General features: G+C 42.7%; 8 protein-coding genes and 2 pseudogenes. 7 read left to right on the forward strand and 3 right to left on the reverse strand.

Annotated elements, in window-relative coordinates; all coding sequences use genetic code 11:
* Window positions 1–182: 182 nt before the first annotated feature.
* On the reverse strand, window positions 183–1,259 hold the full coding sequence (locus tag M5V91_RS08480) for a glycoside hydrolase domain-containing protein (RefSeq protein ID WP_251175634.1): 1,077 nt from the start codon (window positions 1,257–1,259) through the stop codon (window positions 183–185).
* Window positions 1,260–1,674: 415 nt separating this feature from the next.
* Between M5V91_RS08480 and M5V91_RS08485 the strand changes: the two genes are divergently transcribed.
* Together M5V91_RS08485 and nadE are read left to right on the forward strand one after the other, a co-directional pair.
* Window positions 1,675–3,132, forward strand: a complete 1,458-nt coding sequence (locus M5V91_RS08485; protein WP_251175635.1) for a nicotinate phosphoribosyltransferase — start codon at window positions 1,675–1,677, stop codon at window positions 3,130–3,132.
* Between the two features lie 27 nt (window positions 3,133–3,159).
* A pseudogene (gene nadE / locus M5V91_RS08490) lies at window positions 3,160–3,979 on the forward strand (NAD(+) synthase).
* A gap of 39 nt (window positions 3,980–4,018) precedes the next feature.
* Here nadE and M5V91_RS08495 read toward each other — a convergent pair.
* Window positions 4,019–5,080, reverse strand: coding sequence for a hypothetical protein (locus tag M5V91_RS08495; RefSeq protein ID WP_284522003.1), 1,062 nt, complete (start codon window positions 5,078–5,080; stop codon window positions 4,019–4,021).
* 1,517 nt (window positions 5,081–6,597) lie between these two features.
* Here M5V91_RS08495 and safA point away from each other — a divergent pair.
* Window positions 6,598–7,224, forward strand: coding sequence for a SafA/ExsA family spore coat assembly protein (gene safA, locus M5V91_RS08505; RefSeq protein WP_157380239.1), 627 nt, complete (start codon window positions 6,598–6,600; stop codon window positions 7,222–7,224).
* Between the two features lie 236 nt (window positions 7,225–7,460).
* Here the strand turns inward: safA and M5V91_RS08510 are convergent, their stop codons facing one another.
* Complete coding sequence (locus tag M5V91_RS08510; protein ID WP_019379850.1) at window positions 7,461–7,913, reverse strand: cupredoxin domain-containing protein; 453 nt, start codon at window positions 7,911–7,913, stop codon at window positions 7,461–7,463.
* Window positions 7,914–8,061: 148 nt separating this feature from the next.
* Here M5V91_RS08510 and M5V91_RS08515 point away from each other — a divergent pair, with 148 nt between their 5' ends.
* The 4 genes and pseudogenes from M5V91_RS08515 to M5V91_RS08530 all read left to right on the forward strand — a co-directional run bounded on the left by M5V91_RS08515 (window position 8,062) and on the right by M5V91_RS08530 (window position 13,850).
* Window positions 8,062–9,546, forward strand: a complete 1,485-nt coding sequence (locus tag M5V91_RS08515) for a response regulator transcription factor (protein WP_251175637.1) — start codon at window positions 8,062–8,064, stop codon at window positions 9,544–9,546.
* Between the two features lie 172 nt (window positions 9,547–9,718).
* A pseudogene (hutU, locus tag M5V91_RS08520) lies at window positions 9,719–11,379 on the forward strand (urocanate hydratase).
* Between the two features lie 220 nt (window positions 11,380–11,599).
* Complete coding sequence (gene hutI / locus M5V91_RS08525; protein WP_217024909.1) at window positions 11,600–12,886, forward strand: imidazolonepropionase; 1,287 nt, start codon at window positions 11,600–11,602, stop codon at window positions 12,884–12,886.
* Window positions 12,887–12,944: 58 nt separating this feature from the next.
* Complete coding sequence (locus M5V91_RS08530) at window positions 12,945–13,850, forward strand: agmatinase family protein (protein WP_284522004.1); 906 nt, start codon at window positions 12,945–12,947, stop codon at window positions 13,848–13,850.
* Window positions 13,851–13,868 lie beyond the last annotated feature (18 nt).

A 13,868-nucleotide genomic window follows, 5' to 3' on the forward strand; every position in this document is an offset into this window, starting at 1 on the left:
AAGCCGATTCCTTTCAGAAGGAAAAACGCCTTCTCACAGGGAGCGGCTTATGCCTGAGGCACGCAGGACAAGGAAGGCTTCGTCAGCATAAACATCGCACAACCGAAAGCGGCAGCTTTTGGGAGGACGTCGCGATCTTAGTCTGCATTCCTTCGTGGGCAAGGCGCTTCCGCTTTTCTTACTCACCAAAGAACATCAAGTATATCTTTGTTGAATAAATTTGTATCAATATTGCATGCCTTCGCATCAATTCCGTACTGCCAGCCTGCAATCAATGAATTTGCAGGAGCTTCTGGTTTATATCCAGGCGCCTGTTCCTGCTTAGTAATTCCTGCATTTGGCGCAGCTGTCCATATGAATGTATTTTCAAGAAGGGAAGAATTTTCGGCTGCTGCTTGACTGAAAGATTTAGTCAGGTCCTGTTCCTTATCAAAAATCCCATATATGCCAGGATGATAGGGTGACTCCTCCATTGCTTGATACCAGCCTTCAATGAAGGCAGAATCAACAGGATAATCGGGCTCAAAATCCGCGAAAATCGCTACACCCTCCGGGATTCCCAGCTCCTTTGCCAATTGGACAGCTGCATTCGCCTCACTCTGTCCATTTTCCAGGCCAGTTGCCTCATTAAATCGATTCCAAATCACGAGTAATTTAATATCATTCCTTTGCAGAAGTTCAGCCTCTTGGGGTGTAATGCCTGCAGATACACCTTCTTTTTCACCTAAATAGCGTCCCCACACTTTAGGTGACCCGAAGTTTTCCCGAACGCATGAAAGCAAGTCGCTTGTGGTGAGACTTGCAGAGTCTACACCCCAAACGACTTCATCATCCTCTGACTTGCCATCCTGGTCATTTTTCGCACCTTTATCTCCGCTGCTGTCTTTGGTGCCGCTATTTTCATTTCCATTACCTGTTTGATTGGAGTCCTGATTTTTATCAGCCTTATTTTTGATTGTATTTGTTACATTAACATCCACATTTACCTCAATGTCATTCGTAACATTATTGTCGATTTGACTATCTTCACCATTATTCAAATCGTTGTCGATTGAGTTATTTACATTAGCTTTATTTCCTTTTATATTATTTTTTACTTGATTACTGATATCACTGTCATTGCTTTTGCTTTGGCCATCTGTAGTAGTCTGGGTTTTTGGCGCGTCATCCTTTGAATCCATGAGGGAGAAAGCAAAGAGCGAAATCATTACGGCAAAAAATGCGGTCACAACGAAAGGCAAAAGGCCCCGTCTTTCCATATCCCACAGTCCTCCTTGTCAGTTCATGACATCCTATGCGGAGGGCAGAAAGTTGGTGATTGCCGTAATAGGCAAGTGCAGTCCGAGGGAATATTCCTGCATCTTATCTCAATATAATATCCCAGCATGTGACACTCGGGAAATAATTTCAAAGCGTTATAACAGGATAATATCATCATTCAATATAACGAACAGCCGCAGAAGAATGTGTAAAAAAATCCTTAACGGGTAAATAACCGTATGCCTGGAGGTTGAAAAATTTGATAAAGACGGTAAACTTCACTACTATAAAAATAATAGCCAAATTTTTCATCCATTTAAGAGGATAAAAAATTGAATGGGGGAAAATGGGGATAATAGCAGATAACAGATTTTTAAAAGGAATTGTTATATTTGTCACAGGAGGTTTTCGATAATGCAGAGGGAATTTGCGGATGATAGTATAGCCTTGCATACTGATCTGTACCAAATAAATATGGCCCAGACCTACTGGGAAGACAACATACATAATAAAAAGGCGGTCTTTGAAGTGTTCTTCAGGAAGCTGCCCTTTGGCAACGGCTATGGAATTTTTGCCGGCCTGGAAAGAGTTATAGAGTATATAGAAAACTTTAGATTTACAAACAGTGATCTGCAGTACTTAAAAAACGAATTGAATTATGAAGAAGGTTTCCTCGAATACTTGAAAAATATGAGGTTTTCAGGGACCATCAAATCAATGGAAGAAGGTGAGCTTGTATTCGGCAATGAGCCCATTTTGCGTGTAGAAGCCCCGCTGGCTGAAGCACAGATTATTGAGACAGCTATTTTGAATATCATTAACTACCAGACATTAATTGCTACAAAAGCAACCCGAATCAGAGAAGTAATTGGCGATGGAACAGCCATGGAATTCGGTTCAAGAAGAGCCCATGAAATGGACGCAGCTATCTGGGGAACAAGAGCTGCCTATATCGGCGGCTTTGACGCAACATCTAATGTTAGAGCAGGCAAGAAGTTTGGCATTCCTGTTGCAGGGACACATGCCCATTCATTTGTACAGGCTTACCGGGACGAGTATACAGCTTTTAAGAAATATGCCCAGACCCATAAGGATTGTGTTTTTCTCGTCGATACGTATGACACTCTTAAATCCGGAGTCCCGAATGCAATTAAAGTGGCGAAGGAAATGCAGGGTCAAATTAACTTTAAAGGTATAAGGCTTGATAGCGGGGACTTGGCTTATCTTTCTAAAAAAGCAAGAAAAATGCTGGATGATGCGGGTTTTCCTGAAGCAAAGATTATCGCTTCAAATGATCTGGATGAATACACCATCATAAACCTGAAAGCTCAAGGAGCGAAAATCGATATTTGGGGCATTGGCACAAAACTCATTACAGCGTACGAACAGGCTGCATTAGGGGCTGTTTATAAACTCGTTTCAATAGAAGATGAAAATGGCAAAATGGCTGACACCATAAAAATAAGCGGCAACCCAGAGAAAGTGACAACTCCCGGATTAAAGAGGGTTTATCGGATTATTAACAGAGATAACCATAAATCAGAAGGGGACTACATTGCTCTGGATCATGAAAATCCTCAAGCTGAGCCAAAGCTTAAGATGTTCCATCCTGTTCACACATTTATAAGCAAGTTTGTTACAAATTTCGAAGCCAGGGAACTGCATAAAGTGATATTTCAGGAAGGCAAGCTTACCTATAAAATTCCATCTTTAAAAGACATGCAAAGCTTTGCAAAGGATAATCTCAATGTATTATGGGATGAGTACCGCCGTTCCTTAAATCCAGAGGAATACCCAGTCGACCTTAGCCAGGAGTGCTGGGATAATAAGATGAAAATGATCAGCCAGGTGAAAGAAAATATAAAAGGCTGAAGCTTTAAGAAGAGGGAGGAACCTGCAATGAATCTGCAAAAAGAAATTATGGAAAGTTTAAATGTAAATCCGAATATCAATCCAAAGGAAGAAATAAAGAAAAGAATTGAGTTTCTAAAGGATTATCTTGTTAAAACAAATTCAAAAGGTTATGTACTAGGCATAAGCGGCGGCCAGGATTCCACTCTTGCCGGAAGACTTGCGCAGCTTGCGGTTGAAGAGCTTCGAAAAGAAGGGAAGGAGGCAACATTCATAGCAGTCCGCCTTCCGTACGGCGTTCAGCAGGATGAGAAGGATGCACAGCTTGCCCTTTCCTTTATTCAGGCCGACAAAGAAGTGGTCTTTAATATTAAAAATGCAGTCGATGAAGTGAAAACCGAGTATGATCGTATAATTCCGGAAGAACCCCTGAAGGATTATCATAAAGGCAATGTTAAAGCCCGCATGAGAATGATTGCCCAATATGCAATTGGCGGCCAATACGGCTTGCTGGTCATTGGCACGGATCATGCTGCAGAAGCAGTGACTGGATTCTTCACAAAATACGGCGATGGCGGAGCAGATGTCCTGCCGCTGTCCGGACTGACAAAAAGACAGGGAAAAAACTTCTTAAAGAGCTTGGGGCAGAAGAAAGACTATACTTAAAAGTACCTACAGCCGATCTTCTTGACCAGAAACCCGGACAGGCTGATGAAACTGAATTAGGTATCTCATACGATGAATTGGATGACTACCTTGAAGGGAAATCAGTAAGTCCGGAAGCTGCAAAAAAATCGAAAAACGCTATATGGTTTCTGAACACAAGCGCCAGCTGCCTGCATCGATGCACGATAACTGGTGGAAATAAGCACACTTAAAAAGGAAAATCCATTTAGGGATTTTCCTTTTATTTTTGGTTCAGCCTATTCAGCATTTCCCGATAAAACCGTTCTGGTTCATCCACATTCAGCACGATGCGGCTGGCCTTTCTTTTTAAGCCATACATTAATTCATAAACCTGGGGATCTTTCAGCAGAATTTCTAACATCGGCTTTTCTTGAATTAAATCAGGCACTCTGGCATCAAATAGATCATTCATTTCTTGTCTGCTGAACTTTTCAGGGCCATCATAGTACATGATTTCTTTAACATTTTCCAATGGAAGGTACATGCTTTTTGAGAATCCGGACTGCAGCAGCAAGTGAGAATCAGTAAGCACGAAAGGTGTTAAGCGAGTGGCGTTTATCTCGGCCAGAAAGTACAAAATACCATAAATATTTGCTATTAATACGATATATGCTGCAATAGCATTCCATGAATGAAGCCAATAATGCAGTCCGATTGATTCAATTGCAATCGCATGGATCAGCATGATATAAACGGCATTCACACTTGTTTTTTGATGGTAGGTAAAAGAATCGCCATACTTTATCGAAGTTTTCTTTTTCCATGAAAACAGGGCGTAATTTACCATGGCGAATTCAGTCACAAAAACAGACCCTATTTTATGGTTGGGTAAATGCTTTTCCGCAGATCTCTTGGCATTAAAGAGAAAAAGTGAATTGTTTCCACTCAGCCTGCGATATTCTCTTAAAAGTCCTGGCAGCTTAGTTAGAATCTTATAGGCAATAAACAGCTCCAACCCAATAAAAAGCATATCGGAAAAAACAATTAAATAGGGCAAAAAGGGAAATTGCGGGAAATGCCTGGCAGGGATAATAAGATAAGCGGCAGCGTATCCTGCTAAAATGACTGCTCCTAAATACTTCAACGAATATCTCTTGCGCAGTACGAGGAAATACGCCAATAGCGGTACAACGACCAGAAAATCAAGCAGGGAGCCCAACGCCGCTACGTCTGGAACCGGATCAAAAAGGGTGGTTCTATATAGAGTATAGTTGGAAAGCAGAATCAAGCATGTAAGTACACCAAACCATAGCCATTTAGGCCTTTCCAAGGAATTTGTCATAATTATCCACCTCAATTAAATTATAGCTTAGAAAGAGGATGAAATGATACTGAAATCAAGCTAAATTCGGACTCAGCGTGTATCTGATTACGATTTTGTGTCCGAACACCAGTCAATTTCGGACTCAACGACCAGCCGTTTGCGGTTTTGTGTCCGAACACCAGTCAACTTCGGACACTACGACCATCCCTTCGCGATTTTGAGTCCGAACACCAGTCAACTTCGGACTCAACGACCAGCCGTTCGCGGTTTTGTGTCCGAACCCATGCCAACTTCGGACTCAGCGAGCATCCGTTCGTGATTTTGAGTCCGAACACCAGTCAACTTCGGACTCAACGACCATCCGTTCGCGGTTTTGAGTTCAAACACCAATCAACTTCGGACTCAAAGACCATCTGTTCGCGATTTTGAGTCCGAACACCAGTCAACTTCGGACACTACGACTATCCCTTCGCGGTTTTGAGTCCGAACCCATGCCAACTTCGGACACTACGACCATCCCTTCGCGATTTTGTGTCCGAACACCAGTCAACTTCGGACACTACGACCTTCCGTTCGCGCTTTTGAGTCCGAACCCATGCCAACTTCGGACACTACGACCATCCCTTCGCGGTTTTGAGTCCGAACACCAGTCAACTTCGGACTCAACGACCATCCCTTCGCGATTTTGTGTCCGAACACCAGTCAACTTCGGACACTACGACTATCCCTTCGCGGTTTTGAGTCCGAACCCATGCCAACTTCGGACACTACGACCATCCCTTCGCGATTTTGTGTCCGAACACCAGTCAATTTCGGACTCAACGACCAGCCGTTTGCGGTTTTGTGTCCGAACACCAGTCAACTTCGGACACTACGACCATCCCTTCGCGATTTTGAGTCCAAACACCAGTCAACTTCGGACTCAACGACCATCCGTTTTGTGTCCGAACCCATGCCAACTTCGGACTCAGCGAGCATCCGTTCGCGATTTTGTGTCCGAACACCAGTCAACTTCGGACTCAACGACCATCCGTTCGCGGTTTTGAGTTCAAACACCAATCAACTTCGGACTCAAAGACCATCCGTTCGCGATTTTGAGTCCGAACCCGACACCTATACTGCAAAAACCAACAAATACAAGATACAAACAAAGCCCCAACAGCAATTGGGGCAAACCACGTAAAACGCTGTATCTAAAATCATAAATCAAAACCAACTTTTTAAAACCCAGTCAAAAGCTGATATGCCCATTCTGCCATTTCCTCACTTGGCGGCTGAATCTCCTTCAGCGGATATTCCAATCCGAGTGCTTACCATTTGTATACACCAAGCTTGTGATAGGGAAGGACCTCAATTTTTTTACATTCTTCAGCTTTTTAATGAACCCCCCAGCTGTTCCAGATCACTATGATCATCAGATATTGCAGGCACAAGAAACGTGCCGGATCCATACAGGCACCTAATGAAGAAATTCTTACAATCAGCGCCAACAATTACCTGTTTAATAGAATAAGAGATTTTGATTAAATATAAATATGAAAACATTATCAAAAATTTCATTCATTCTAATGTTGTCTGTCGCACTTGTCTTTGGATTCAATTTCGATGCAAAAGCATCAACAGTACATACCGTTCAGCCAGGGGATACAATGTGGAAGATCGCCCTGAAGTATCAGGTGGGAGTTCCTGAAATCATTAATGCCAATGGGCAGATTTCGAATCCGAACTTCATTTATCCTGGGCAAAAGGTGAATATCCCTGCATTATCAAAAGCTACCACAAGTGTGGAAGAGCAGGTAGTTCAGCTTGTAAACCAGGAAAGGGCAAAGTATGGATTAAAGCCCTTAAAATCAAATTGGGAGCTTGCGAGAGTGGCAAGATACAAATCTCAGGATATGATCAATAAGAAGTATTTCGATCACAACTCTCCTACATACGGAAGCCCGTTTGATATGATGAAGAGCTTTGGAATTACTTACAGAACCGCTGGAGAAAACATTGCTGCAGGTCAAAAAACACCTCAGGAAGTTGTAACAGCATGGATGAACAGCGAGGGCCACCGCAAGAACATCCTATCAGCCAATTTCACAGAAATCGGAGTGGGATATGCACAGGGCGGTTATTATGGACATTATTGGACACAGATGTTTATTGGGAGGTAAGAGAAGAAGAAAAGCGGAAGCGCCTTGCTCACGAAGGAACGCAGACTAAGAACGCCACGTCCTCCCAAAAGCTGCCGCTTTTGGTCGTGCGATGATTATGCTGACGAAGCCTTCCTTGTCCTGGGACCTCATCCCGAGGGGACAGGCTGCTTGCGCTAGAAAGTTTTCGAAGTAAAAAGTTTTCTTTTTATTTAGAAAAGCACCGGATTATCCGGTGCTTTCCCTTTTCCCATTAGTTAGTCTACTACAATATAAGCAATCATTGGTCCGCTATTATCCTTATCCGGATGAGTAAGACACACTAGACGGTAAACGCCCTCCTTATCAAATTGAAGTGGGACAACCGTTTCTTCTGCTTTTTTTACCACACCTTTAATATCAGTCCCTTCTATGATGTATGGATGCTCCATTCCATTAACTCCCCAAATCTTCAAATTTACCTTTTCATCTTTTTCCAGAAAAATAGTTCCCGGATCCCAGCGATAAGCTTCAAATTCTTTGCCATCAGGCAGCTTGGCTTTAAATTCTCCTGTAACCATATGAATTTCCCGGACTTTTTCGCCCTCCGTCTGGTTGAATACTGTCAAACTATCAGATTTTGAAAAAAACCATACTGATGCAGAAACGATGACTGAAAATATGATGACAAATGCAATGATGCTGCGTTTCTTTAATACAAGAAAAGGCATGCTCATACTCCTTCCTAATTGGTTGTCCATATATAGATATGCAGGAAGGGCATCATAACTTGTCTAATATTTCTGAGATTTTTACGATAATTTCTTTACAACTGTCAAAATATTATTTCATAATAGAATTAAAAAAGGATGTGGCAGCATGTACAAAGTACTTGTGGCCAATCGGGATGAGTACGATACGAAAGGCATAGAGTGGCTTCTTAAATCTTCTATGAACGCATGGCAGGTAGAGTCAGCACAAAATGAATCAGGGCTTATTAAGAAGCTTGAAACTTTTCAGCCAGACCTATTGATTTTTGAACTTGATCTGATAAATGAAGAAAGTTATGGTTCATTTTTAAAAACCACTCAGATCATAGGGCCGGATTTGATTGCCTTAACAATGGAAGCGACCTTTTCACAAGCAAAAAGAGCCATCGACATGGGTGTATCTGATTTAATACTTAAGCCGATTTCAGCAGATATTTTATTAAAATCAGCGCGAAAGATTCATAGGCGCAATCAGATGATTAGTCGGACTGCAGCACAAAAATCCAGTCAGAAAGCTGAAAAAGACTTCAATTACCAGGATTTATTTATAGAAGAATCTAATTCGGCTGAACCACTTGTATCTATCGGAATTAAGACCAAAAATCCTCTGGAGCTTCCAAAGCTGTTTAAATTTCTTGAAAGCTATACTTTCCAAAAAACAGTTCACTATTTTATTTTGAATGATATGATTTTGATTATTGCTGAGAAATCTGATGTGGTCTGGAAAGAGGAGAGCCTGAGATTTATGAGAGATTGGCAGGAAACGTCGGCAGAACAAATTGCGATCAGCATTTATACTGGTAAGGAGGGCAGCGGAACCGTCAGAAGCCACTATCTTGCGAACAGGAAGCTGATGGAGTTAACTTTTTACAGGGGATTTAATCAGGTAATTGAGGAGAGCTCATTGCCTAAATGGCTATCAATTGATCCATTCTTAACCCCCGAGGAACAGAGCAGGTGGATTGATTTCCTGAATCAGTCTGATTTAGAAGCACTGAAGTCATGGTTTTACGAGGAGTTTCTTATTTTGGCAGACCCTTATCCGGAACCAGGACTCATCAGAATTCGGCTGACCAGTATTCTTGCGCAAATTCGCAGGCATATGAAGACTTTCCGGCTGGCAGACGGGGATATGGAGAAAGAATATCTTCGTTTATTCCAGACTATCCTATATTCCCCCTTGATCTACCAGGTCATTAACGAAATGATTAGCTTCATTTCCTTTGTTTTTGAAACCATACGCTCTGATAAAAAGCTGAAGCTGGAACTTACTGACAGAGTCCTATTCTTTATTGAGACGAATTACTGGGACCCTAAGGTTACTCTTGAAAGGGCAGCTGAATATGCAGATCGAAACCCGAATTATATCAGCTCCATGCTCGCAAAAAAATGCGGCAAGTCGTTCCGGGAGCTGCTTAATGAAACCCGGATTAGGCAATCTGCGAAGCTTTTGATGGAATCAGAAATAAGCATTAAGGAAATCGCATCTGTCTGCGGTTTTCGCAATCAGCAATATTTCAATAAAGTTTTCAGTAAGATTAAAGGAATGCCGCCAAATCAATTTAGAAAGAGCATGCATAAAACCTCCGTGTAACCGGAGGTTTATTTTTTTGTTCTAATTATAAAAATACTAATATTTATATAAGATTCATAAAAATACACTATAAAAATATAACAAAATTATAAAAAATCAAACTTAATTATTATACTTTTCAGATAGTTCTCGTTATAAAATCTAAATATGAGATAACATTGGAGGGATAACAATGAAAGCGGAAACAAAAAGAGAAATAAAAAACTATCAAGGCAGTGAGCTTCATGCTAAGGGCTGGATTCAGGAAGCAGCACTCCGCATGCTTATGAATAACTTAGACAAAGAAGTTGCAGAGATTCCTGAAGAGCTGGTTGTTTACGGTGGGATTGGGAAGGCAGCACGAAATTGGGACTGCTATAACGCGATTGTCAAAACATTGCATGAATTAGAAGACGATGAAACACTTCTTGTCCAATCCGGCAAGCCGGTTGCGGTCTTTAAATCACATAAAGATGCACCGAAGGTATTGATCGCCAATTCGAATCTTGTGCCTGCCTGGGCGAATTGGGATACCTTCCATGAGCTTGATAAGAAAGGCTTGATGATGTACGGCCAAATGACAGCTGGAAGCTGGATTTATATCGGAAGTCAGGGAATCGTGCAAGGAACCTATGAAACCTTTGCTGAGCTTGGCAGACAGCACTTCTCCGGTTCACTGAAACAGACCATTACTTTAACAGCAGGACTTGGAGGAATGGGGGCGCTCAGCCGCTTGCAGTAACAATGAATGATGGTGTCTGCATTGCTATTGATGTAGATGAACACCGCATTGACCGCAGACTTGAAACCAAATATCTGGATACAAAAGTTTATTCAATTGAAGAGGCTATTAAATTAGCAACAGAGGCAAAACACGAGGGCCGCCCGCTTTCTATCGGCCTCTTAGGCAATGCAGCTGAAATTCTGCCAAAAATGCTGGAAATGAACTTCATCCCGGATGTCCTGACTGACCAGACTTCTGCACATGATCCTTTAAATGGCTATGTTCCAATCGGCTATTCTTTAGAAAATGCAGCTGTTCTGCGAAAGGAAAATGCTGCTGAATATGTTCAGAAGTCAAAGGCCAGCATGGCTGTCCATGTTCAGGCTATGCTGGACATGCAAAAGAAAGGTGCAGTCACATTTGATTACGGAAACAATATCCGTCAGGTGGCAAAAGATGAAGGTGTTGAGAAAGCATTTGATTTCCCTGGATTCGTGCCTGCCTATATCCGGCCGCTATTCTGTGAAGGAAAGGGACCTTTCCGCTGGGTAGCACTATCGGGAGATCCTGAAGATATCTATAAAACCGATGAAGTGATCCTGCGCGAATTTGCTGATAACGAACACCTTTGCAAATGGATCAGGATGGCACAGGAGAAAATCCAATTCCAGGGCCTGCCTTCAAGAATTTGCTGGCTTGGATATGGGGAGCGCGCCCGATTTGGAAAAATAATTAATGATATGGTGGCAAAAGGTGAATTGAAAGCACCTATCGTTATTGGCCGCGACCACCTCGATTCTGGTTCCGTTGCATCACCGAACCGTGAGACAGAAAGCATGAAGGACGGCAGTGATGCAGTGGCAGACTGGCCGATCCTGAATGCACTGATCAATGCGGTCGGCGGTGCAAGCTGGGTATCCGTCCACCATGGAGGCGGTGTAGGAATGGGCTACTCACTTCATGCAGGAATGGTCATCGTGGCAGACGGCACAAAGGAAGCAGAACAGCGCCTTGAACGGGTGCTTACATCTGATCCGGGCATGGGAATTGTGCGCCATGTTGATGCGGGCTATGACCTTGCTATCAAAACAGCAAAAGAAAAAGGCGTAAACATTCCGATGATGAAATAAAGATTTTTTAATGTATTTTATAAACTTTGCAAATGATGGCGGAAAACAAGCAAAGAAAACCCAAATCAGCAAATAAGCCATGCAATTTGCAAATAAGCCAGTCAATTCAGCAAAGAAAACTCTTAAACTGGCAAATAGCCTTTTATATTTTCTAATAGGAAGCACTCCAATCCGTTATTATTTCGGATTGGAACTTCCATTTTTTAAGGAGGAGCACATTATGCACTCAAAACCTATTTTTATCAAACATGCAAATCAAATGATTACATTAAAGGGCAGCTCCGCACAGCCCTTGACGAAAGAAAAAATGAGTGAACTTCACATCATAGAAGACGGGGCGGTATGGATCGAAGAAGATATTATCAAATCAGCAGGTACAACAGCGGAACTGGAAGCTGACTATCAAAGCCGGCTTCATGATGCTGAAATCATTGATGCCTCAGGGAAAATTCTTCTCCCAGGACTTGTTGATCCGCATACACATCTAGTTTATGCAGGCAGCAGGGAAGAGGAGTTCAATATGCGCCTGAACGGGGCGACGTATATGGAAATTATGAACAATGGCGGCGGAATTCACGCCACCACTTCAATGACCAGAAAAGCATCTGAAGAGGAATTGGTAGAAGCGAGTCTTGTCCGTCTGGATCGCTTTCTTAAACACGGAGTAACAACAATAGAGGCAAAAAGCGGATATGGCCTGGATTGGGAAACGGAGCGCAAGCAGCTGACTGCAGCCCGGAAAGCGGATGAACTGCATCCGGTGGATATTGTCCGCACCTTTATGGGTGCACATGCGGTTCCTGCAGAATACAAAGAGAATCCAGACGCTTTTGTTGATTTGGTCATTGAAGAAATGCTTCCGAAAGTAGCGGAAGAAAAGCTTGCCGAATTCAACGATATTTTCTGTGAAAGGGGCGTATTCACTCCAGAACAGTCCAGAAAGCTGCTTGAAGCAGGGAAGAAGCTTGGCCTGATTCCAAAAATCCATGCTGATGAAATCGAACCATATGAGGGAGCGGAACTTGCCGCGGAAGTCGGTGCCATTTCTGCAGATCATTTGCTTAGAGCATCTGATAAAGGCATGGAAATGATGGCTGAAAAGAGAGTAATCGGTGTGCTTCTTCCAGGCACAGCTTTCTTCTTGATGGCCGAAGCCGCCAGAGGACGCCGGATGATCGATAAAGGTGTGCCGGTTGCTTTATCAACGGATTGCAACCCCGGCTCTTCTCCAACCTGCTCCATGCCTTTTATGATGAATCTTGCTTGTATGCACATGGGTTTAACGCCTGCAGAAGCCATTACTGCCGCTACAATTAATGCAGCACATGCCATCAATCGGGCAAAAGAAGTGGGAAGCATTGAAGCGGGGAAAAAGGCTGATCTGCTGCTGCTCAATGTACCAAACTACATGCAAATGCAATACCACTACGGAATGAACCATACAGACACCGTGATTAAAAATGGGAAAGTGGTCGTTAAAGGAGGAAGCTTATGCTGCCAACAATAAATCCTCCCGGGTTCTTTTGGCCACAAGCCGAATTAGGAACTGACGTTAAGGTTAATGAATGGATACGCCAAATCCAGAGGGAAGAGGAGTTGAAAAAGAAAAATGGGATGTCGTGCTATTTGGTGTCCCTCTTTCCCGCTCATCCATAAGCCCATCAGGAGCATCTGAATTCCCTGAATCATTCAGGAGATCCTGGAAAGGCTTTTCCACATACAATCTGGATTTTGAAAGTGATCTTCAAAAGATGAAGGTTGCAGATCTTGGCGATGTAAAAATGCATTTCACGGATATTCCTCAATGCCATTCCAATATCAAACAGACAATGAAAGATATAAGAAAACAGTTTCCTGATTCATTTCCAATTGCGATTGGAGGAGATCACTCCATTACAGCCATGCTTGTCAGCGGTCTGAAAGAACTGGAGCCAGAAAAAGAAATCGGCATACTTCAGCTCGATACTCACCTTGATCTCAGAAGCCTTGAAGACCATGGGCCGACTAATGGGACACCAATCCGCAACCTGATTCAGAACAGCATGATTAAAGGGGAAAATGTCTATAATATTGGCCTTCATGGCTTTTTTAACAGCCAGTCACTTATCAGTTATGCAAAAGAGCACAAACTCAATTATATTACGCTGAAAGAAGCCAGAAGACGGGGAATTGAAGAAACGGTTAAAGAAGCACTTTTACAGCTGGAGTCAAAAGTGGATAAAATTTACGTCACGATTGACATGGACGTGCTTGATATAGGCTTTGCTCCTGGGGTTCCTGCATCCACACCAGGCGGCATGAGCACCGAAGAATTATTCAGTGCGGTATATGCTGCAGGACTTTCTTCCAAAACTGCAGCCATGGATATAGTTTGCCTCGATCCAACAAGAGATCACCAGGCACAGCCAACGGTGAAAGCAGGCACTTACACTTTTCTGACCTTTTTGACAGCATTAATGAACAGGAGGTAAGGGGCTGATTTTGCTCCT

The organism is Cytobacillus pseudoceanisediminis, from assembly GCF_023516215.1.
In the GTDB taxonomy this organism is placed as follows: Bacteria; Bacillota; Bacilli; order Bacillales; family Cytobacillaceae; genus Cytobacillus; species Cytobacillus pseudoceanisediminis.

Excerpts from the sequence above, each read along its gene's own strand:
- M5V91_RS08480 (WP_251175634.1), bottom strand. The coding sequence starts at position 1,259 with ATGGAAAGACGGGGCCTTTTGCCTTTCGTTGTGACCGCATTTTTTGCC.
- M5V91_RS08485 (WP_251175635.1), top strand. The coding sequence starts at position 1,675 with ATGCAGAGGGAATTTGCGGATGATAGTATAGCCTTGCATACTGATCTG.
- M5V91_RS08495 (WP_284522003.1), bottom strand. The coding sequence starts at position 5,080 with ATGACAAATTCCTTGGAAAGGCCTAAATGGCTATGGTTTGGTGTACTT.
- safA (WP_157380239.1), top strand. The coding sequence starts at position 6,598 with ATGAAAACATTATCAAAAATTTCATTCATTCTAATGTTGTCTGTCGCA.
- M5V91_RS08510 (WP_019379850.1), bottom strand. The coding sequence starts at position 7,913 with ATGCCTTTTCTTGTATTAAAGAAACGCAGCATCATTGCATTTGTCATC.
- M5V91_RS08515 (WP_251175637.1), top strand. The coding sequence starts at position 8,062 with ATGTACAAAGTACTTGTGGCCAATCGGGATGAGTACGATACGAAAGGC.
- hutI (WP_217024909.1), top strand. The coding sequence starts at position 11,600 with ATGCACTCAAAACCTATTTTTATCAAACATGCAAATCAAATGATTACA.
- M5V91_RS08530 (WP_284522004.1), top strand. The coding sequence starts at position 12,945 with ATGGATACGCCAAATCCAGAGGGAAGAGGAGTTGAAAAAGAAAAATGG.